Source organism: Clostridioides sp. ES-S-0054-01 (genome assembly GCA_021561035.1).
GTDB lineage: Bacteria > Bacillota > Clostridia > Peptostreptococcales > Peptostreptococcaceae > Clostridioides.
The window spans coordinates 3,525,210-3,548,601 of the sequence record CP067346.1 but is presented as its reverse complement, the minus strand read 5'-3'; the positions used below and the strand labels follow the sequence as shown (position 1 = coordinate 3,548,601).

The 23,392-nt window shown below is 29.2% G+C and carries 21 protein-coding genes; 17 read left to right on the top strand and 4 right to left on the bottom strand.

Going from position 1 to position 23,392, the window contains the following annotated elements; translation table 11 throughout:
• Nucleotides 1-72 precede the first annotated feature (72 nt).
• From JJC02_16180 to JJC02_16110, 15 genes are all read left to right on the top strand, one after another.
• Nucleotides 73-438 carry a hypothetical protein gene (locus tag JJC02_16180; protein ID UDN54388.1) on the top strand — a complete coding sequence of 122 codons (366 nt, stop codon included), beginning with the start codon at nt 73-75 and terminating at the stop codon, nt 436-438.
• 4 nt (nt 439-442) lie between these two features.
• Nucleotides 443-760: a hypothetical protein gene (locus JJC02_16175; protein ID UDN54387.1), complete on the top strand. Its 318-nt coding sequence runs from the start codon at nt 443-445 to the stop codon at nt 758-760.
• 47 nt (nt 761-807) lie between these two features.
• Nucleotides 808-2,412, top strand: a complete 1,605-nt coding sequence (locus JJC02_16170) for a hypothetical protein (GenBank protein ID UDN54386.1) — start codon at nt 808-810, stop codon at nt 2,410-2,412.
• Between the two features lie 123 nt (nt 2,413-2,535).
• Complete coding sequence (locus tag JJC02_16165; protein ID UDN54385.1) at nt 2,536-4,164, top strand: Na/Pi cotransporter family protein; 1,629 nt, start codon at nt 2,536-2,538, stop codon at nt 4,162-4,164.
• 263 nt (nt 4,165-4,427) lie between these two features.
• Nucleotides 4,428-5,777, top strand: a complete 1,350-nt coding sequence (locus JJC02_16160; GenBank protein UDN54384.1) for a glucose-6-phosphate isomerase — start codon at nt 4,428-4,430, stop codon at nt 5,775-5,777.
• Nucleotides 5,778-5,930: 153 nt separating this feature from the next.
• Nucleotides 5,931-7,010, top strand: a complete 1,080-nt coding sequence (locus JJC02_16155; GenBank protein ID UDN54383.1) for a trypsin-like peptidase domain-containing protein — start codon at nt 5,931-5,933, stop codon at nt 7,008-7,010.
• Between the two features lie 344 nt (nt 7,011-7,354).
• A complete protein-coding gene (locus JJC02_16150) occupies nt 7,355-8,263 on the top strand; it encodes a glycyl-radical enzyme activating protein (protein ID UDN54382.1) in 909 nt (302 codons plus the stop codon).
• 4 nt (nt 8,264-8,267) lie between these two features.
• Entirely contained in the window at nt 8,268-10,637 is a 2,370-nt protein-coding gene (locus JJC02_16145; GenBank protein UDN54381.1) for a glycyl radical protein, read from the top strand.
• Nucleotides 10,638-10,947: 310 nt separating this feature from the next.
• Nucleotides 10,948-11,751: a pyrroline-5-carboxylate reductase gene (proC, locus tag JJC02_16140; GenBank protein ID UDN54380.1), complete on the top strand. Its 804-nt coding sequence runs from the start codon at nt 10,948-10,950 to the stop codon at nt 11,749-11,751.
• A 579-nt stretch (nt 11,752-12,330) separates the two neighbouring features.
• Complete coding sequence (locus JJC02_16135) at nt 12,331-15,087, top strand: sigma 54-interacting transcriptional regulator (protein ID UDN54379.1); 2,757 nt, start codon at nt 12,331-12,333, stop codon at nt 15,085-15,087.
• Between the two features lie 124 nt (nt 15,088-15,211).
• The gene (locus JJC02_16130; GenBank protein ID UDN54378.1) at nt 15,212-15,691 is read left to right on the top strand and encodes a PTS sugar transporter subunit IIB; all 480 of its coding nucleotides are present in this window, start codon (nt 15,212-15,214) and stop codon (nt 15,689-15,691) included.
• 16 nt (nt 15,692-15,707) lie between these two features.
• A complete protein-coding gene (locus JJC02_16125) occupies nt 15,708-16,130 on the top strand; it encodes a PTS mannose transporter subunit IIA (protein ID UDN54377.1) in 423 nt (140 codons plus the stop codon).
• 39 nt (nt 16,131-16,169) lie between these two features.
• Nucleotides 16,170-16,961 (top strand): PTS sugar transporter subunit IIC, encoded by a 792-nt coding sequence (locus JJC02_16120; protein UDN54376.1) that lies wholly within the window; start codon nt 16,170-16,172, stop codon nt 16,959-16,961.
• Nucleotides 16,954-17,754 (top strand): PTS system mannose/fructose/sorbose family transporter subunit IID, encoded by an 801-nt coding sequence (locus JJC02_16115; GenBank protein UDN54375.1) that lies wholly within the window; start codon nt 16,954-16,956, stop codon nt 17,752-17,754. Before JJC02_16120 ends, JJC02_16115 begins: the two co-directional genes overlap by 8 nt.
• 47 nt (nt 17,755-17,801) lie before the next feature.
• A complete protein-coding gene (locus JJC02_16110; GenBank protein UDN54374.1) occupies nt 17,802-18,857 on the top strand; it encodes an SIS domain-containing protein in 1,056 nt (351 codons plus the stop codon).
• A gap of 67 nt (nt 18,858-18,924) precedes the next feature.
• Here JJC02_16110 and JJC02_16105 read toward each other — a convergent pair whose 3' ends face one another.
• The 4 genes from JJC02_16105 to JJC02_16090 all read right to left on the bottom strand — a co-directional run bounded on the left by JJC02_16105 (nt 18,925) and on the right by JJC02_16090 (nt 22,430).
• Nucleotides 18,925-19,821 (bottom strand): IS3 family transposase, encoded by an 897-nt coding sequence (locus JJC02_16105; protein UDN56443.1) that lies wholly within the window; start codon nt 19,819-19,821, stop codon nt 18,925-18,927.
• Complete coding sequence (locus tag JJC02_16100) at nt 19,779-20,096, bottom strand: transposase (GenBank protein ID UDN54373.1); 318 nt, start codon at nt 20,094-20,096, stop codon at nt 19,779-19,781. The genes JJC02_16105 and JJC02_16100 overlap by 43 nt, the downstream gene beginning before the upstream one ends.
• A gap of 151 nt (nt 20,097-20,247) precedes the next feature.
• Nucleotides 20,248-22,194: a ferrous iron transport protein B gene (feoB, locus tag JJC02_16095; protein UDN54372.1), complete on the bottom strand. Its 1,947-nt coding sequence runs from the start codon at nt 22,192-22,194 to the stop codon at nt 20,248-20,250.
• Nucleotides 22,195-22,211: 17 nt separating this feature from the next.
• Entirely contained in the window at nt 22,212-22,430 is a 219-nt protein-coding gene (locus JJC02_16090) for a ferrous iron transport protein A (GenBank protein UDN54371.1), read from the bottom strand.
• A 206-nt stretch (nt 22,431-22,636) separates the two neighbouring features.
• On the opposite strand from JJC02_16090, the gene JJC02_16085 reads away from it, so the two are divergent.
• Both JJC02_16085 and JJC02_16080 read left to right on the top strand, forming a co-directional pair.
• A complete protein-coding gene (locus JJC02_16085; protein ID UDN54370.1) occupies nt 22,637-23,146 on the top strand; it encodes a Gx transporter family protein in 510 nt (169 codons plus the stop codon).
• 77 nt (nt 23,147-23,223) lie between these two features.
• Nucleotides 23,224-23,385, top strand: a complete 162-nt coding sequence (locus JJC02_16080; protein UDN54369.1) for an aspartyl-phosphate phosphatase Spo0E family protein — start codon at nt 23,224-23,226, stop codon at nt 23,383-23,385.
• Nucleotides 23,386-23,392 lie beyond the last annotated feature (7 nt).

Sequence of the window (23,392 nt, the reverse complement as noted above, 5' to 3'; positions counted from 1 at the left end):
AAAAAGCTTTAAGTCATAGATAAAGAATATATAGTATAATATATGTATAATGTTTAGAAAGAGGTATTAATAATGAGTCTTAGTTTAGGAAATGCAATTGCTGTGTCAACGAACTTTATAAAATCTAACCCAGCAGTACCTGTGTACAACGGAGAAGAAATATATGCAGTTATTTATCATATAGAAATAGGATATAATAATGGTGTATCCCCTGATACCAAACAATATATAATAATAGACTATAAAGAGTTTGATTTATCTATGGATAAAAAAATTGAACTAATAAATATTGCTAAAGAGTACTGTAAATCTAAAGGTATTGTAGAAAATGAAAACCTTGAAATGAATCTTTTAGATAATGAAGAAGCAGAAAACTTCTTAGAAAAGGTATTTAATAACATGAAAGTTATAAGAGGTCTTATAACTAAAAAAGGATAAGTAAATGGACTATATAGGAATAGAAAATATAACACCTTATGAAAATATATATGAATTTAGTGTGTATAAATATGATGATGAAATTACCTTAGGTAGTGAAGAGCTATATTTGTGTGAATTAAGGGTTGTATTAATTAAAGTTAATTCTCTGTATGTTGAAAGATTGAATAAATCAGTTGAAGCAATGGTCTTAGTAAAAAATTTGAAAAAAAATTTAGATAAAGCACTTGTTGTAAACAAAATAAAGAATTTTGTGCTAGATGAGATTTGGGTAGAAAATCTAGTAAAAGAGAATATAGAAGTTATATTTGTAGAAAGCTAGGAATAACCCTAGCTTTTTTATATTACAATCTAAGAGAGGAAAACAATATGTTAAGAGTATCTAATATAAAACTTGGAATTGATAAAGATATATCTTTATTAAAAGATATTGTACTTAAGAAGCTAAGAATAAAAGAAAAAAACTTAGTTAAATATAGTATATATAAAGAATCTGTAGATGCTAGAAAAAAAGGAAAAATGGAGTTTGTTTATTCTGTAGATGTAGAAGTTAAAGATGAAAATAAAATACTCAACTCAAAAATAAAAGATGTAACAAAAATAAAGGAAGTTAGATATGTAAATGTAACCATGGGTGATAAAAAATTAAAAAATAATCCTTTAGTAATTGGTAGTGGACCAGCAGGTTTGTTTGCAGGTTTGATTTTAGCTCAAATGGGTTATGAACCAATCATACTTGAAAGAGGTCTTGATGTAGACAATAGAACTAAAGATATAAGTGAGTTTTGGACAACTAGAAAGTTTAAAAATAATTCAAACGTTCAATTTGGAGAAGGTGGAGCAGGAACTTTTTCGGACGGTAAACTTACAACTAGAATAAAAGATATACGATGTAGAAAAGTATTAGAAGAATTGGTTCAGTTTGGAGCACCAGATGAAATATTATACTCACATAAGCCACATGTAGGAACAGATATATTAAAAAATGTAGTTAAAAATATAAGAAATGAAATAATAAATTTAGGTGGTCAAGTTAGATTTAATTCAAAAGTAACAGATATAGTTGTATCAAATGATTCTGTACAATCTGTAATAATAAATGATACCGAAAAAATAGATACAGATACGATTATATTAGCTGTAGGGCATAGTGCAAGAGATACTTATGAAATGTTGTATTCAAGAGGTGTAAAAATAGTTCAGAAACCTTTTGCAATAGGAGCTAGAGTTGAACATCCACAAGATTTAATAAATAAAGCACAGTATAAGGAGTTTTATAATCATCCTAGATTAGGAGCTGCTGATTATAGACTTATAGAGCATGTTTCAAATGGAAGAACAGCATATACTTTTTGTATGTGTCCAGGAGGTAGTGTCATAGCATCTACATCAAATGATTTTGAAATAGTTACAAATGGTATGAGTGAACATGCAAGAGATAAAGTAAATGCAAATAGTGCATTTTTAGTAAATGTAACGCCAGAAGATTTTAATAGTAATAATCCACTAGCAGGTGTGCATTTCCAACAGAAATATGAGAAATTAGCCTTTGAACTAGGTGGAAAAAATTACAATGCACCAGTTCAGCTTGTTGGAGATTTTATCAATAATAAAGCTTCTTTAAATTTAGGAAGTGTTGAGCCATCATATAGACCGGGATATACACTTACAAATTTAAGCGAATGTTTACCTAGCTTTGTAACAGAGACTATGAGAGAAGCATTTATATCTCTTGATAAAAAATTAAATGGATTTGCAATGTATGATGCTGTTTTAACCGGAGTAGAAACTAGGTCATCATCACCAATAAGAATAGTAAGAGATGAAAATACTTTAGAATCAATAAGTATTAAGAATCTATATCCATGTGGTGAAGGTGCTGGATACGCAGGTGGGATAGTTACAGCAGCAGTTGATGGTATAAGATGTGCAGAAAAAATAATACAAAAATACACTAATAATACAAAAATTTAACATAAACTTAATAATTTTGTAATATTTAACATGAATTTAACATTGCAACTCCTATAATTTGATAAAATACAATAGGTTATAAAATTTTTAGATATAGTAATCTCTTCACAAGGAGGAAATAATTTGAACATTATAATAAGTCTAATGGGTGGATTAGGTCTGTTCTTATACGGTATGAACCTTATGGGAGAAGGTCTTCAAAAATCTGCTGGGACAAAGCTAAAAAAGATAATAAAATTACTTACTAGTAACCTATTTATGGGGGTTTTAGTAGGTACAGGAGTTACAGCAGTAATACAAAGTTCAAGTGCTACTACTGTAATGGTTGTTGGTTTCGTAAATGCGGGAATAATGACTTTAAAACAGGCAATCGGAGTTATAATGGGTGCTAATATAGGTACTACTGTTACAGCCCAATTGGTATCTTTTGACTTAACTGGTATGGCTCCAGTGGCACTAGGTGTAGGTATTATACTTTATTTATTTGGAAATAAGCCTAGAATAAAAAATATAGCCGAAATACTTATAGGTTTTGGTATATTATTTACAGGTATGGATTTTATGAAGATGGCAGTAGAACCACTAAGAGATTATCAAGGATTTACTGACTTACTTGTTACATTTGGTAGATATCCTCTACTTGGATTATTATTGGGATTTGGGATTACAGCAATAATACAAAGTTCAAGTGCATCTATGGGGATGTTGGTTGCATTGGCAGCAGAAGGTCTAGTGCCATTATCAGCAGCACTACCAATTCTTTATGGTCAAAATATTGGTACATGTGTAACTTCACTGTTATCGAGTATTGGTGCCAACAAAAATGCACGAAGAGCAGCCATGATGCATCTAATCTTCAATGTTTTAGGAACGGTGATATTCTTGATATTCTTGAATAAACCAGTAGTAAGTTTGGTTACAAGTTGGGACCCAAGCAATGTTGCAAGACAAATAGCCAATACACATACACTGTTTAATATAATATCTGTATTGATACTTTTGCCATTTACAAATCTTATCATAAAACTAGCTATAAAGCTTGTTCCTGATAAAGTAGGCGACATAGATGAAGATGAAACTAAGACTATCAAATATATAGACGATAGAATGATAGAAACTCCTTCTATAGCTCTTGCAAATACGATAAAAGAAGCACTTCGTATGGGTGAGAAGGCTAAGGAAAGTCTAAATGCATCTATGGAAGCTTTAGTAGAACATTCAGCTGAAAAAATAGACAAGACATATAGACGAGAGAGATTAATCAATGATTTACAGAAAGCTATTTTGAATTACTTACTTAAACTTTCAAAAGCACCTTTAGATGATGATTCAAGAGAAGTTGTGGATACCTTGTTTAATACAGTCAATGATATAGAAAGAATTGGTGACCACGCTAAAAACATAGCTGAATTATCACAAGTTGCAATAGATTCAAATATTTCTTTCTCAGAAGAAGGACAATCTGAACTTGATGTTATGTACAATAGAGTTGTTTCAGCCTATACTTATGCGTTAGAATCAATGAGAAGTGATAATATAGATTTGGCTTGCAAGGTTATAAAAATCGAAGAACAAGTTGATATAATGGAAAAATCTTGTAGAGCTAATCATATGTACAGATTGAATAATAATCTATGTAGTATAGAGAATGGAGTTATTTATTTAGATGTAATAAGTAATCTAGAGAGAATATCTGACCATGCTGTCAACATAGCGCAACAAGTTATAGCTAAGAGATTAGGAAATGATTAAAAATAGTTGATTTAAAATAATATAAAAATTGAAGTATAAAATAAATAAAAAGAAATTCTAAACCATATGTTTAGAGTTTCTTTTTTTATAAATTTATTTGATTAAAATTTAAAAATTTATAGATAGTTATAGTATTTAGAAGAATCGATTTCCTAATAGCCAGTGATGATATATGTATAATTTTGTGGCAAATTTTAAAAAAAAACACCCATATTTTATGTTATAATCTCTTTAAAACGAATATGCTGAAAAGAGGGATTTAAATGGGAAAAATAAATTTTGATTATAGTAAAGCTATGGAGTTTTTTTGTCAAAACGAAATAGATGTTATGCAACCATATGTAGATGTTGCACATGAGATGTTACATAACAAAACAGGCTTAGGAAATACTTTTCTAGGTTGGATAGACCTTCCTAAAAATTATGATAAGGAAGAGTTTGATAGAATAAAAAAATCTGCTGAAAAGATAAAATCTGATTCAGACGTCCTTTTAGTAATAGGTATAGGAGGCTCTTATTTAGGTTCAAGAGCTGCTATAGATATGGTAAGTCATTCTTTTAGAAATGGACTTAAAAAAGAACAAAGAAAAGCTCCAGAAGTATATTTTGTAGGGCATAATATAAGCTCAACATACATTATGGATTTATTAGATATAATTGAAGGAAAGGATATTTCTGTAAATGTAATATCTAAATCAGGAACTACTACAGAACCAGCTCTTGCTTTTAGAATATTTAAAGATTACTTAGAGAAAAAGTATGGTAAAGAAGAAGCGAGAAAGAGAATTTACGCAACAACAGATTCAAGTAAAGGTGCACTTAGACAGTTAGCTACAGAAGAGGGATATGAGACTTTTGTAATACCAGATGATGTAGGTGGTCGTTTCTCTGTATTGACAGCAGTTGGATTACTTCCTATTGCTGCTGCAGGGCTTGATATTGATGCTATGATGAAAGGTGCAAATGATGCTAGAGAAGCATTTCAAAATCCTGATTTAAAAAGTAATGATAGTTATAGATATGCTGTTGCTAGAACAATTTTACATAGAAAAGGAAAAGATGTAGAACTATTGGTTAACTACGAACCTCAGTTACACTATGTAAGTGAGTGGTGGAAACAACTTTATGGGGAAAGTGAAGGAAAAGAAAATAAAGGTTTATTCCCTGCTTCTGTAGATTTTTCAACAGATTTACATTCTATGGGGCAATATATACAAGATGGAAAAAGACTTTTATTTGAAACAGTACTCAATGTTGAGAACTGTAAGAGAAATATAACTATAAATTCAGAGGAAGTAGATTTAGATGGTTTAAATTATCTAGCAGGTAAGACTGTAGATTTTGTTAATCATAAAGCTTTTGAAGGAACTCTACTAGCTCACACAGATGGAAAAGTACCTAATTTAGTAATAAATATACCACAATTAGATGAGTATAATTTTGGATATTTAGTGTATTTCTTTGAAAAAGCTTGTGGAATAAGTGGATATTTATTAGGAGTTAATCCATTTGACCAACCAGGAGTAGAAGCCTACAAGAAAAATATGTTTGCTTTATTAGGAAAACCAGGTTATGAAAAGGAAAAGGAAGAATTAGAAAAAAGACTTAAATAATTTTAAATAGTTAAGGTTTAATTAAGATTAAAATAATATAATGAAATCATCGAAAAGGAGTTTACTCAAAATAGATGGTTTCATTTTTTTATGAAAAATTGGGAAAAATATATTTTGATAATTTATATTATATTAGATAGGGAGTGGTATGAGATGTCAAGAAGAAAGAAAGGTATAAGTTTAGTAATATTAGTTGCTATAATAAGTTCAATACTTAGTAGTTTACTAACAATAATTTTAGTTAAAGACAATTTAGGAAGTAAGACTACAGGAAATTCTACGCCAATAGTTGTAAATGATGATGGTAAGAGCCAAAATATTTATCAGGCAGTTGCAGAAAAAGCCACACCATCTGTTGTAGGTATTACGACAACTAGCGTTGATACTAATAATATGTTTGCAATACCAACTGAAACACAAGGTGTAGGAACTGGAATTATAGTAGATTCAAATGGATATATACTTACTAATTCTCATGTTATATCAGATGGTCAAGCTACAAGTGTAAATGTACTATTCAATGATGGTTCGACAACTTCAGGTAAAGTGGTATGGTTTGACCAACAACTTGATTTGGCTATAGTTAAAGTTGATAAAACTGGATTAACACCAGCAGAATTTGCTGACAGTGATAAAGTAAAAGTTGGAGATATATCAATAGCAATAGGCAATCCTCTTGGATTAGATTTCCAAAAAACAGTTACTCAAGGGATAATAAGTGGATTAGATAGAACTATACAAACAGAAAAAACTAATATGACTGGTTTATTACAAACTGATGCAAGTATAAATGCAGGAAATAGTGGAGGACCATTGTTAAATCAAAAAGGTCAAGTAATTGGTATAAATACAGCAAAAGCTTCTCAAGCAGAAGGTTTAGGGTTTGCAATACCAATTAATACAGCTAAAAGCATAGTTGAAGAAGTAATAAAAACTGGAAAATATGAAAAAGTAACTTTAGGTATAAAAGGTACAGATGTATCAAATTATGAAGCAGCGACAGGTACAAAATTAAGTACTGAGAAAGGTGTTTATGTTGCAGAAGTAATATTTGGTTCAGCAGCAGAAAAAGCTGGAGTAAAAGTAGGAGATATTATAACTAAAGTAGGAGATACAGATATAACAGGCATGAATGACTTGAATAAAAAGTTATATACTTTCTCAAAAGGTACTAGTACAAAAATCACAGTAAATAGAGGCGGAAAAGCAGTAACAATAAATGTAAATTTCTAAATATGACTAGAAAGATAGAGACTACATGGTAAAGTATAGTCTCTATTTTTATTTAATTTTTATGGTATATACATATAAATTAACTAAAATAATATATTGTTTACGGATTATTGCTATATTTTCTTATAAAAATAAATTTAATAAATATTTAAATTTAATTTACAAAAACAATATAAATATCATAGCAAAATAAAGATTTTTAATATTACTAAAAATATATAGACAAAATAATAACAAATATAGTATTATGTAATTGTAGAAATGCTTTTCATAGGTATACTCTATAAAGATAAATTACGTAGAAATGAAAAAATGGAATGGATATTATTTAGGGGTGAAAAATTATGAATCCATTAGTTATAAACTTACAAAAATGTAGCATACATGATGGACCAGGGATAAGAAGTACAGTTTTTTTTAAAGGATGCCCACTTGAGTGTGTTTGGTGTCATAATCCAGAGAGCCAAACATATACAAAACAAGTTTTGTATAATGAAGAAAGATGTTCAAGATGTGAAGCATGTATAAATATATGTCCTCATAAGGCAATTTATAAAGGTGAAACAAAAATATGTCTAGACCAAGATAAGTGTGAGTTTTGTGAAACTTGCTTAGACTATTGTGTAAACAATGCAAGAGAGATTGTTGGTCAAGAGTATTCTGTAAGAGACTTAGTTAAAGAGATAGAGAAGGATAGAGTTTTTTATGAAGAATCAGGTGGTGGAGTAACTTTATCAGGTGGAGAAGTAATGGCTCAAGACATGGATTTTATTTGTGGAGTAATAAACATGTGCAAATCAAAGGGAATTCATGTAGCAATTGATACCTGTGGTTATGCAAAGTCAGAAAATTATGAAAGAGTTGCTAAATGTGCAGATTTATTCTTATATGATATTAAGCTTATTGATGAAGAAAAGCACAGAAAATTTACAGGAAAATCAAATGATTTAATACTTGAAAATGTTAAGCTTTTGAGTGAATTAGGAGCTAATATAAATATAAGAATACCATTAATTGTAGGAGTAAATGTAGATGATGAAAATTTAGAGGTTAAAAAAATGATAGAGTTTTTAAAGCCTTTGAATATAAAAGCAGTAAGTCTTCTTCCATATCATAATATTGGTAAACATAAGTATGATAAAATTTATAAAAAGTATGAAGGAGAAGAATTGCAAAGACCATCTGAAGAAAAGCTAGAGGAAATAAAAAGACTGTTTGAGGCAAGTAATTTCAATACTAAGATTGGAGGGTAATAAAATGGCAAGAGGAACTTTTGAGAGAACTAAAAAATTAAGAGAAGAAAGTATTAATGCAGAACCACACATATCTATTGAAAGAGCAGTACTTATGACGGAAGCTTATAAAAAATATGAGGGAAGTGTAGAGATTCCTGTGCTTCGTGCTTTATCATTTAAGCATTATATTGAAAATAGAACTCTTAGCATAAATGATGGAGAATTAATAGTAGGCGAAAAAGGGGATTCTCCTAATGGAGCACCAACATATCCAGAGATTTGTTGTCATACAATGGAAGATTTAGAAGTAATGCATAATAGAGATATAATAAATTTTAGTGTATCTGAAGAAGCAAGAAAAATACATAAAGAAGAAATAATTCCTTTTTGGAAAAAGAGACAAACAAGAGATAAGATAATAAATGCTATGACACCTGAATGGTTAGCAGCATATGAAGCAGGTATGTTCACAGAGTTTATGGAGCAAAGAGCTCCAGGACATACAGTTTGTGGAGATACAATATATAAAAAAGGATTTTTAGATTTAAAGGAAGACATAGAGGCAAGGTTAAAAGAATTAGATTTTCTTAATGATTTAGATGCATATAATAAAAAAGCTGACTTAGAAGCTATGGCAATAGCTTGTGATGCAATGGTTATATTAGGCAAAAGATATGCTGAAAAAGCAAGACAAATGGCAAAAGAGGAAACAGATGAAGCTAAGAAAAACGATTTATTGTTAATTGCTGAAACTTGTGATGTTGTACCAGCTCACAAACCAGAAACTTATCATCAAGCTATACAAATGTACTGGTTTGTTCATATAGGGGTTACTACTGAACTTAATATATGGGATGCTTTTACTCCAGGAAGACTTGACCAGCATCTAAATCCTTTCTATGAAAGAGATGTAGAGAATGGAATACTAGATAGAGATAGAGCACAAGAATTACTTGAATGTTTATGGGTTAAATTTAACAATCAACCAGCACCACCAAAAGTTGGTATAACATTAAAAGAAAGTAGTACATATACAGACTTTGCAAATATAAACACTGGTGGAATAAATCCAGATGGTCAAGATGGTGTTAATGAAGTTAGTTATATAATACTTGATGTTATGGATGAAATGAAATTGATACAACCTAGTTCAAACGTTCAAATAAGTAAAAAGACTCCTCAAAAATTCTTAAAGAGAGCTTGTGAAATATCGAGAAAAGGATGGGGGCAACCAGCATTTTATAATACTGAAGCAATAGTTCAAGAGCTTATGGAAGCTGGAAAGACTATAGAAGATGCTAGACTTGGTGGAACTAGTGGCTGTGTTGAAACTGGATGTTTTGGTAAAGAAGCATATGTTTTAACTGGATATATGAATATTCCAAAAATACTTGAATTAACATTAAATAATGGATATGACCCAATTAGTAAAAAGCAAATAGGTATTGAAACTGGAGACCCTAGAAGCTTTAAATCTTATGAGGAATTATTTGAGGCATTTAAAAAGCAATTACATTATATGATTGACATAAAGGTAGAGGGAAATGCTGTAATAGAAAATATATGTGCAAAACATATGCCTTGTCCACTTATGTCTACAATAGTTGATGATTGTATAAAAAAAGGTAAGGACTATCAAAGAGGTGGGGCAAGATACAACACTAGATATATACAGGGTGTTGGTATAGGCACTATAACAGATAGTTTAACAGCAATAAAATATAATGTATTTGATAAGAAAAAATTTGATATGGATACATTACTTAAAGCACTTGATGCTAATTTTGAAGGATACGAAGCCATACTTAATTTAGTTTCAAATAAGACTCCTAAATATGGAAATGATGATGATTATGCTGATGAGATAATGCAAGAGATATTCAATGCATATTACAATGAGGTAACTGGTAGACCAACTGTTTGTGGTGGAGAATACAGAGTAGATATGCTACCAACAACTTGTCATATATACTTTGGAGAAATTATGGGAGCAAGTCCAAACGGTAGACTTTGTGCAAAACCAGTTTCAGAGGGAATTTCACCTGAAAAAGGTGGAGATACTAATGGACCTACAGCAGTTATAAAATCTTGTGCTAAGATGGACCACATAAAAACTGGAGGAACACTATTAAATCAAAGATTTGCACCATCAGTGGTTCAAGGAGAAAAAGGATTGGATAATATGGCTAATCTAGTAAGAGCATACTTTAATATGGATGGTCATCATATACAATTTAATGTATTTGATAAAAATGTACTGTTAGAGGCTCAAAAGAATCCTCAAGATTACAAAGACTTGATAGTTAGAGTTGCAGGATATAGTGACCATTTCAATAACCTAAGTAGAACATTACAAGATGAGATAATAGGAAGAACTGAGCAAACATTTTAGGATTGTTTGTAAACAAAACTTCTTACTATATAAAAACTGAACTGGTATAATAGAGTATGGATGCTTAGATACCATTTCAAAAATTTTAGACTAATTATGAGCTAACTTTCTAAATAGGAAGTTAGCTCGTTAAGTTTAATCTAATAATCGTTAAATTTATATTTAATAAGTCATACATATATAAGGAATAAATTATTATTATAATCATAATAAGATTATATTTTATGAGAATAAGATAGTTTTAAGCAGTTAAAATAAAACCAATTTAGCTACTTTAAAATAAAAACTAATAGAAAAAAGGAGATTTGATATGAAAACTTTAGGATTTATTGGTTCAGGAAATATGGGAAGTGCAATGATAGGTGGTATAGTACAATCAGGATTAGTAAAGGCAGAAGATATAACTGTGTCAGACTTAAGTCAATTTGCTTTAGATAAAGTAAAAGAAGAGTTTGGAGTAAATACTACAACTGATTCAAAAGTAGCTGTTACAAACTCTGATGTGGTAATAGTAGCACTTAAACCTAATATATGTGAAAAGGCTTTAACACCACTTAAAGGATTAATAGATGCAAATAAAATAATAGTATCAATAGCAGCAGGTAAAACTATCGAAAGTCTTGAAAGCTTTATAGGTTCAGATAAAAAAATAGTAAGAGTAATGCCAAATACTCCAGCCCTTGTTGGTGAAGGAATGTCGGCTCTTTGTAAAAATAGTAATGTAACTGATGAAGAGCTAAATATGATTAAGGATTTGTTTGAATCATTTGGTGAGGCAGAAATAGTATCAGAATATTTAATGGATACAGTTACAGGTATTAGTGGCTCTTCTCCTGCATATGTATTTATGTTTATAGAAGCTATGGCAGATGCAGCAGTATTAGCTGGTATGCCAAGACAGCAAGCTTATAAATTTGCATCTCAAGCAGTAATGGGGTCAGCTAAGATGGTTCTTGAAACTGGAAAACATCCAGGTGAATTAAAAGATATGGTTTGTTCTCCAGCAGGAACTACTATAGAAGCAGTTAAGGTTTTAGAGGAGGAAGGTTTTAGAGCAGCAGTTATAAAATCTATTGTTGCTTGTATAGATAAATCTAAAGATATGAGCAAATAACAGATATAAATGAGGTTTATCATATTACTTTTTTAGTATTTACTTATATTTACAAAGAAATGTATGGGGTACAAGTAAAAGAAGAGTAATTTGTTATGGAAGGAGTTTAATGATTGAGTGAGAGTTTATTACTTAAATATTAATACTTAAATAGATATATTTTTAACTATATTTGAAATATACTATTGTAGAAAAAAATTTATAAGTATCATTGTGAGGCTATAAGTAGATTTACGCAAAATAAATTTACCTATAGCCTTTGTAAATTTGAAATAATATTCATAAGATAATAAAATTTACAAATATTTTCTTCACTAATGAGTTTTAAAAATATCCATAGTGTTTTACTTTTGGTTATGATAAATACAATAAATATATTCTTATATCAGTTCTATATCAAATATATGAGAAGATAAGAACTTTGAGATTATGCTAAAAATCTGGACTTTATGCTTATAAAAGTTTGATTTTACAATCTTACAAAAGAGAGTTAGATAGGGATATAATTAGCTTTTTCATAAATATATAAATGATATACTATTATTATAGTATTATTGATATTTATATTGGAGGTTGAACATGAGGGATGAAATTTTAAGTTTTATAAATGAATGTGTATTATTTAACAATTTTGATGAACTTAAAAAACAGAGTGGTATAGTAACAGAAGATATAGTAAAAAAGTTTAATTTAAGTAGAACTCAATCAAGTAGATTATTAAATGACTTAGTAAAGTCTGATAACCTTATAAAGATAAATAGTAGACCTGTTATCTTTTTACCTAAAAATAAGATAAATGATGTAATAGGTCCTACAAAGAAGAGTATTTATGAAAATATAGATGAACTTAACAATGAGTGTAAATTATTAAAGCAAGAGAGTGTATTTAATAGTATTATAGGGCATGACAATAGCTTAAAAGAGGTAATAGAACAAATAAAAACTGCTGTACTTTATCCAAATGGTGGGCTTACGATAATGCTAACAGGTGAAAGTGGAGTAGGAAAAACTTTTTTAGCCAGGATAATATATAAATATAGTGTAAGTAGTAATGTATTAGAAAAAAATGCTCCATACAATGTACTAAACTGTGCTCAATATTATAATAATTTGGAGTTATTATCTAGTATACTGTTTGGGCATGTGAAAGGAGCTTATACTGGAGCTAATGAATCTAGAGCAGGGTTAATAGAACAGTCTGATGGAGGTGTCTTATTTTTAGATGAGGTACATAGATTAAATAGTGAAGGTCAGGAAAAGTTATTTACATTTATGGATACAGGTACATTTTCTAGAATTGGAGAGAATGGAGTAAGCAGAAGAGCCAGAGTAAGGTTAGTATTTGCTACGACAGAAAACCTAGCTGAGTTTTTACAAACTTTTTTGAGAAGAATACCTATAAACATTTATGTTCCTAATATAGAAGAAAGAGGGATTATTGAAAAAAGAAGGATTGTAGAACATTTTATATATGAGGAAAGTAAGATACTTGGTTTGCCTATAGAGATAACTCAAATTACATTAAACACGATTTTAAAGATAAAATTCAAGGGTAATATAGGTGAATGTAAAAATGTAATAAAATATGCATGTGGACGAGCATATGCAAAAAATCAAAGAAGAAATGGAAATATTTTTGTCACTCTTCAAGACCTTCCTAGAAATATTTATATAGAAAATGTAGGTATGTTTCAATTCCAAAGTGGTAAAAGCAAAAGCATTGTATTTTCTCCTAAACAATTTAGTCTTGAAATCTCAAATGGAGAAAATAAAAGAAATATAATATATCAAAGTTTCATAAAATGTTTAGATTACTTTGATAGACTAGAAAAAAATGAAATAACAAAAGAATTATTTAATAAAAAGAGTTCTAGTTTAATGATTAGATTAATGGACAATTTAGTTTTTTCAAATAATGATGAAAACAAAAATGTACTTATGGAGCTTATAATATCTATAATGCAGGATATATTTAGAAACTTAGAAGTTAACAACAATATAAAATACGATGGGAATAATGTATTAGCATTTTCATCTTATCTTTATTTGAAGGATGAGTCTTATCAATTGTCTGATGAATATAAAGCTTTAGAAAATAAATTACTAATATATTTAAAAAAAGAAAATTATAAAGAATACTCTATAGTAAATAAAGTATCAACATTAATAACAAACCGATTGGATATGTACCTTAATAATGTAGATACAATTATAATGATTATATTTATTAAGGCAACAATTATAAGAATGAAATTTAATCAAGTTAATGTGATTATTATAGCACATGGATATGCTACTGCCAGTAGTATGGCGAATGTATGTAATCGTATGCTAGGTAAAAATGTATTTACAGCTATTGATATGCCTATAGATGCTACCATTGCTGATGTATCAAATCAAATGTCTAGATACCTAGAGGGGGATAGAATAAAAAATGGTTTAATTGTATTATTTGATATGGGCTCTCTTAATCTTATATACGAAGATTTAAAGGGTAAGATAAATAGTCCAATGTTATTTATAGACCAAATATCCACTATTTCTGCACTAGAAATAGGAAATTTATTAATGCAAGGTAAAAACATTGAAGAGATTGCAGAAATTATGGATGAAGAAATTAAACTCAATATACAATTGTATTATCCTCAAAAAAATAAAGAATATGCTATAATATCATCTTGTTTTACAGGGATAGGTACTGCTATAAAAATACAACATCTACTTTCAGAAAGTTTAATTGGAATAGTTGATGTTAAAATAATACCTTATGATTATGATAGTCTTGTTTCTATGGGAGATAAAGACTCGATTTTTGAAATGTATGATGTACTGGCTATAGTAGGAACTGCCAATCCAAATGTGGATGGAGTGGATTTTATACTGTTAGAGGATATAATATCAGGAAAAGGAGAAGCTGATGTCTTTAGAATATTTAGTAGAGTAGTAGAAAATGAAAAAATAAAGAACATAAATGACTCTATCGTAAAAAATTTTTCATTGATTAGAGTAATAGATAGTCTGACTATTTTGGATTCAAGAAAGATAATAGAGAGAATAGAAGAGGGAATTAATACTTTAGAAAATATTCAAAAAAAAAAGTTTTCAAATGATAAAAAGATTGCTTTATATGTTCATCTAAGTTGCATGATTGAAAGATTAGTTAGAAAAGCTGAAATTGAAGAGTATACTGATATGAATTTGCTAATTAGAAACCATCATAGTGAAGTTAAACTAATAAAAAATGCATTTAGTGTGCTAGAAAAGAGTTATAGTGTGCAAATACCAATTTCAGAAATAGGATACATCTATAATATTATCTATGGTCTACCACAGTAAAATACAAGATTATAAAATAAATAAATGAAATTTAAAAAAGTATGCCACTATTTGGCATACTTTTTGCTTTTATAGATAAATAAGAGGATAAAAATCTTAATATATGATGGAGGATTTTAGGAAAATGGTATCTTTAATGAGAATTGATGACAGATTAATACATGGTCAGGTAGCATATGGATGGGCAACATCACTAGGTATAAATGTAATACTAGTTGCAAATGATGAAGTAAAAAATGACCAAATGAAAGCTATGTCATTAAATTTAGCTAAACCTAGCAATGTAACTTTATATATAAGGGGGGTAGAGGAATCTGGAGAAATAGTAGAAAAATTTGCTTCTTCAAAGAAAAGTAATGTATTAGTATTAGTAAAAAATACCAAAGATGCTTTAATTGTAGCTAAAAACTCAGGAGGCGTTTTAAAAGAAATAAATGTAGGGGGATTAAGATATGAAGAAGGAAAGAAGAAACTTACAGATTTAGTTGCTGTTGATGATAGTGATATAAATAACTTTAAAGAAATAATTGATTTAGGGATTGATATAGAATTCAGAATGTTACCTAGAGATAAAAAGAAACGACTACAAGATTTAATAAAATAATTTAAGGAGAAAGAAAATGAAAAAATTTTTAATTGCAACACATGGAGAATTGTCTAGAGAACTTGTTGACACAAGTAAATTAATAATTGGTTCATTAAATAATGTTGAGTATTTTTGTATGACAAAGGATAAGTCAACAGATGATGCTGAGAAAGAAATTAGAAGTATATTATCAAATAACAAATATAGTGAAGAATTTGTTGTTTTAACAGATGTGTTTGGTGGAAGTGTAGCAAATATATGTACAAATTTACTTTTACAAGGGCTAAAATTTGAGTTATTGACAGGAGTAAATCTACCAATGCTTTTATCTATTCTTTTATTAGTCGAGGAAGATACAAAATTACTAGTTAAGTCAGGTTTGGAGGAAGCAAAAAATGGAATTGTTTATGTAAATGAATTATTAGAAAATCTAAATAAAATCAAAAATGTAATGTAGTTTAATAGAAATTAAATTAAGTTAAGATGGAGGTTTACTATGTTAGTACAAGCTATTATGTTAGCTATTGTAGCAGGCTTTGGTATATTAGATGGACGTATATTTGGTCAATCTATGCTTGATAGACCAATAGTTACAGGTATGTTAGTAGGATTAGTTTTAGGAGATATAAAATCAGGGATTATGATTGGTGCACAGCTTGAATTAATTTGGATGGGAATTGCAGGTATAGGAGCAGCTACTCCTCCAGATGTAGTAACTGGTGGTGTATTAGGTACAGCTTTTGCTATATTATCAGGAAATGGTGCAGAAGTTGCTCTAGCAGTAGCAGTGCCAGTAGCAGTCTTAGCACAATCTCTTGGAGTATTAGTTAGAATAGTAAATTCATACTTTTCTCAAAAGGCAGTTTTTTATGCTAAACAGGCTGATTTTAAGAAGGTTACCATAATGATGTGGTTACCAGTAGTATTATTCTTTTTAAGTACATCAATTCCAACATTTTTAGCAATTATGATTGGTGCTGATAAAGTTACAGTATTAATAAATGCAATACCTAAAGTTATATTAGATGGATTAGGCGTTGCAGGAACATTGTTACCAGCAGTAGGATTTGCATTACTTATGGATATGTTACTTTCAAAAAAGATGTCAGTATTTTTCTTTATAGGATTTCTGTTAGCATCTTATGGTGGGTTAGATATAACTGCTATAGCTCTATTTGGAGTATGTGTAGCAGTCGTGTTAAACTTTTATATCAATAACAAAGAAAATAATCAAAATCCTCAATTAGCAATTAATACTTTAACGGAAGGAGAGATTGACTTTGAATAAACTAACAAAAAAAGAATTAAGAAGTATGTTTTGGCGTTCATTTGCTCTTCAAGGTGCATTTAATTACGAAAGAATGCAAAACTTAGGTTACTGCTATTCAATGTTACCTGCAATAAAGAAGTTATACAATAAGAAAGAAAATCAAGCAAAAGCAATAGAAAGACATTTGGAGCTTTTTAATACAACGCCAGTGGCAGTTCCTACCATATTAGGTATAACCGCAGCTATGGAAGAGGAAAATGCTAATAATCCAGAATTTGATGAAAGTTCAATTAGTGCTGTTAAAACAGCTCTTATGGGACCTCTTGCAGGAATTGGTGATTCACTATTTTGGGGGACATTTAGGATTATAGCAGCTGGAGTAGGAGTATCACTTGCAAAAGAAGGTAATATATTTGGACCACTATTATTCTTGATATTATACAATATACCAGCATTTGCTCTTAGAATATTTGGAATTAAATATGGGTATCAAGTCGGAGTAAATTCTCTTGAAAGAATACAAAGAGAAGGGCTTATGGAGAAAATAATGTCTATGGCTACAACTGTTGGTTTATTTGTTGTAGGAGGAATGGTTGCTACTATGTTAAGTATAACTACTCCTCTTAAATTTAACTTAAATGGTGCAGAAGTAGTTTTACAAGATATATTAGATAAAATAATACCTAATATGTTACCTTTAACTTTTGCATTTGTAATATATTACATGTTAAGGAGGAAGGTAAGTGTAACAAAATTGACCATAGGCATTATAGTAGTAGGAATTGCTTTACATGCTATAGGTCTGTTATAGAAGTTAAATTATAATTTATTAATATATAGATAAGGAAGGTGTACAAAATGACGATACAAGATTATATGCTAGAAACACCCGTTAAAATGAGAGAAATTATATCTAATGCAGATAGATTATTTAATGAAGTTAAGAAAGAAAACATAAAAAAGATTATAATAACAGGTTCAGGTACTAGCTATCACTCAGGAGTGCAAGTACAACCATATTTACAAAATTTATTAGACATAGATGTTGTGAAGATGTATCCATTTATGATAACTGAAGATACATTTAAGTTTGATAATGAAAATACTCTAGTAGTAGGTATATCTCAAGGTGGGAGTAGTTATTCTACATACAATGCTATGAAGTTAGCTGAAGACAAAGGTTGTAAAATAGCATCTATGGCAGGTTGTAAAAATGCTCTAATAGATGAGATTTCTGACTATATATTAACAGTAAATTGTGGTGAAGAAAAATCTGGAGCTAAAACAAAAGGATACTATTGTACAAAATTAAACTTGATGCTATTAGGTCTTCAAATAGCTAGAGAAAAAGGTTTAATATCTAGTAAAAAGTATAGTGAGGAAATAAATAAGATATTAGATGCAATTGATAGATTTGAAGCAGTGTACAAGTTGTCTAAACAATGGATTGAAAGAAACAAAGAAAAGTTAGTTAATTCTAAAGAAATAAGAATAATAGGTCATTCTGATATATATGGAGATACATTAGAATCAGCATTAAAATTATTAGAAACAATGAGAATACCTGTAACTGGATATGAATTTGAAGAGTTCATACATGGTATATATAATGCTATAAACAGTGACTCTACTATATTTATACTGGATACAGGAAAAGAGCCTAGAGTAAATAAGATGATTGATGTACTTTCTGGTTGGACAGAAAATGTATTTGCTATAGGGAGAGATGTTATAGAAAACGATAAAAACTTAAAAATAGATATTACAGATAATCCTTACTATCAAACTTTTAATTTCATAGTACCTATACAACTAATATGTGGAGAAATACCTGCATTAAGAGGTGTAGACCCAAGTATTCCAAAAGATACTAAGTTCCACATGAAGTTAGGTAGCAAGAAGTTGAATAAGTAAAAAAGAAGAGGCTATCTCAGAAATGGATATGTCCCTGTCAAGTAGACAGACTTAAAAAAGGCTATCTTTACGCACAATGAGTTCGATATTCAATCGGACTCATTCCGTTTTTTAATTGTATTCTTTCATTATTATAAAAATAAATATAATCATTTATTAGACTAATCATTTTCTTTGGATCTGTAGTATCAATTAAATATATTAATTCAGATTTAAAATGACTGAAAAAACTTTCTATAGGAGCATTATCCCAGCAGTTGCCCTTTCGGGACATTGATTGTATAATACCATTATCCTTAAGCCTTTTAGAGTAAGATCTACTTGTATATTGTGAACCTTGATCTGTATGTAAAATACAATCTTTAGCTAAATTCATATTTATTAGTTGATTTACTGTATTATTAACTAATTTAGTATCCATTTTTGTACTTATCTCATATGCCACTATTTCACCATTAAATAAATCTTTGGCTACATTCATATATAAGAATTTTTTACCGATAGGTATGTATGTTATATCCATACAAATTTTTTCTAATGGTTGATTAGCTCTAAATTCACGATTTAATATATTATCATATATCTCATATGATTTAAACTTACGTCTATATACTTTCTTTCTAATAATAGATTTAATACCTAGTTCTTTCATCAACCTATATACTCTCTTATGATTAATAGGGCTATCAAGTATTTTATTTAAATAAGTACAAATTCTTTTTCTACCGTAAGTTCCTCTATATTTTTTATGTATTTCAATTATATAATCCTTAATAATTCTATCTTTGATACCCCTATCGGAAGATTTTTTAGAATAACTTAGCCATTTATAGTAACCGCTTCTTGACACACCTATCAACTTACACATACTAGAAATACTATACTTCCTAGACATAAGTTTAATTGTTTTAAATTTATCGCTTACTTTGACTTGTCCAATAGGGTACTTAACTTTTTTAAGAATTCATTCTCCATGCGTAAGTACTTCAATTCTTCTTCAACAGATTTAAATTTTCTATTATCATTTTCTAGACTAATATTTTTAAATCTGCCCCTAGTTTCATCATTAAACGCAGTTTTACCTTTATTTTTATAATCTTTTACCCAGTTTTGAACTTGTGTTTTGCTTCTTATATTCAGCATCTCAGCAATTTTGTATGATGAGTATCCTTCTTTTATATATAAGTTTACAGCTTTTAGTTTAAGTTCTTTGCTATATTTTTTGTGTTTTTTAGACATAGAAAAACCCCCTTAGAGTATACGCTTTTTAGACCTATTATAATAGCCTTTTATTTAAATGTCTACTATAAGGGGATTATACTAGAAAAGAGATAAGCCTTTTTCTCGAGACACCATCTTCTATGTTATTTTAAACTAAAATATTTACATATTAGTGTATACTACTTTTTTTATTACTGTCTTCCTCACCTGAGCAAGAATTAGCATTTGGACATCCAGAGCAAGCAGAACATCCACTACAGCCACTTCCGTTTTTTGTGGACTTGAATTTATTAAATAAAATAAAAAGTGCAAGGACTATAATTATTCCACCTATCAAAGCCTCCATTATTGAATTACCCATAAACAATACTCCACCTATACTTTTAACTATAAAAGCCATTATCCATGCTAGTATAAATTGATATGCAAATGATGCAAACATCATTTTATTGCCGTATTCTTTTTTCATAGTTGCAAGTGCGGCTATACATGGAGTATATAAAGCAGTAAATATCAAGAAAGTATATGCAGTAATTCCATTAAATATTGTTGGCAAGACAACAGTTAGATTACCATATAGTATATTTAAAGAGTTTACTACAATTTCTTTTGCTCCAAGACCACTTAAAATGGCAACTGAAGTCCTCCAATCATCAAAACCAAGAGGTTTGAATATAGGAGATATAATATGCCCTAGAGTAGCCAAGAAGCTTACATTTATATCCTCTGTATATCCAAAAACATTGAATGAAGAAAGTCCCCAAATTAAGACTGACATTGCAAACATGACAGTAATAACTCTTATCAAGAAGCCTTTTGATTTATTCCATGTATTTTTAATAAGTGCATCTATAGTAGGTATTCTATATTCTGGCAATTCTAATATAAATGGTTCAGCCTCTGTTTTAAATGCTGTTTTATTTAAGAATAATGCAACTACAATTGCCATAATTATACCAACTAAGTACAGTGATGTAGTTACTAAAGCAGCATTATGTGGAAAGAATATAGCTACAAATAGTGCATAGATAGGTAACTTTGCTCCACAAGTCATAAGTGGTGCAATAAGAGCTGTAACTCTTCTATCCTTTTCACTTTCCAATGTTCTAGTTGCCATTATAGCTGGAGAAGAACATCCCATTCCCATAACTATAGGTATAAATGCTTTACCAGATAGACCAACTTTTCTCATAACCTTATCCATTAAAAATGCTGTTCTTGACATATATCCACTATCTTCAAACAACGATATACCAAAGAACAATGTAAATATTAAAGGGAAAAATGGTAAAGTGCCACCAACACCTCCAATTATTCCATCAACTATAAGCGATTTAAACCATGGACTAGAGTTAGATAATATATCACTAACAGGTGCAGAAATATAAGCTTCTATAAGACTAGCAAATCCTTCTTGTAGTGGTCCTCCAACCCAATCAAAGGTAAATTTAAATAAGAGGAACAATATACCAATAAATATCGGATATGCTAATATAGGATTTAAAACTATATTGTCTATTTTATCACTGATAGATTTTCTCTGTGTATATGTAGTTTTTGTACATCTTGATAAAATGGATTCTAATTTTTTATATGTTTCTGTTTCACTTCCAAAGTTTTTTTGATATATAAAAGCTTTTTGTGTAGCTCCCTTAATTTCTTCTTCTATCCTATCAACACCATTTTTCTTTTTTGCTATAATTGGAACAACAATTACTCCAAGTTCTTCGCCTAGTTTTTTAGCATCTATATTAACTCCTTTAGATTCTGCAATGTCTAACATATTAAGCAGTATCACTATAGGCTTGTTAAACTGCATAAGTTGAGTTGTTAAGTAAAGGTTTCTCGATAAATTAGAGGCATCAACTACATTTACTATTACATCGACATCTTCATTTTCTAAATATGATTTAGAAACCTTTTCTTCATTTGAGAAAGTATCCATTGCATATATACCAGGTAAATCGACAACTTTTATTTCTTTCCCAAGAAATCCTTCTTTTTTTTCTATAGTAACACCAGGCCAGTTACCTACATATTGATTTGAACCTGTAAGTATGTTAAAAACAGTAGTTTTACCGACATTTGGGTTTCCTAATAATGCTACATTAATCACAGGTAGCTCCTCCTCTATTATTGTAAAGAAATATTTTTAGCATCAGATTTTCTAATCGCAAGGTCAAAACCTCTAAATCTAATTATAATTGGGTCTCCAAATGGGGCAACCTTTTTAACTTCTATTTCAGTACTATTTATACATCCAAGTGCAAGTAATCTTTTAGATAATTTAATGTCTCCATCTATGCTATTAATAAGTCCTTTTTCTCCTATTTTTAAATCATAAACAGTCATTATTAACACCTCCTAATGAAATTCATTATCATTAAAATTGTAACAAGTATGATACAAAAAGTCAAGAATTATAGAGTCAATTGCACGTTGAAATAACTAATATTTATTTTAAATAGATTAAAAAATATTTTAGTTTAAATTAGGTGTTTTTATATATTTTGTATTATAATGTAAGATGATAGATAAAATTTGAAGGAGTTAACTTAATGAAAACTAGAAAAATGACTTTTTTAGGTCTTATGATAGGATATAGTTTAGCTTTATACGTACTAGAGACATATATACCAAATCCTCTTATAGTTATATTTCCAGGGGCAAAATTAGGTTTGAGCAATATTATAACTTTAATTTCATTAATGTTGTTAGGTGTCAAAGATACTGTTATAATTGTTACTATCAGGGTAATTTTGTCATCAATATTCGCAGGCCCTTTATCATATCTACTATTCAGTATAGGAGGAGCTTATCTAAGTCTTTTATTTATGTATTTAGCAAGTAAAATAAAAGATTTATCGCTGATAGGGATAAGCATTATAGGTGCAATAGGGCATAATATAGGTCAATTATTAGTTGCAAGTTTAATTATAGAAAATATACTTGCTATAGGATACTTACCATTTATGTTAATGGCGTCATTAGTAACTGGTATGTTTGTAGGTTTAGTATCTAGGTATACAATACCTAAATTAAAACATTTTTATAGTAAGTTTTATTGACATAATATTGACAAAATATAATATTGTTTGATAAAATGTATATAAAAATATACAAATTTGTAATAGTGGTGATTATTATGGCGAACAATGAATTAGAAGTGTTAAAAAATGAGATTGAAGCAGTTAGGGAAGAGATAAATACATACATAGAATATCCAGAAATATTTCAAGAAGAGTTAGTAGAATCGAGTAAGAAAATAGATATATTAATAAATAAATACATGTACCTAAGCAAATAGCCCACAG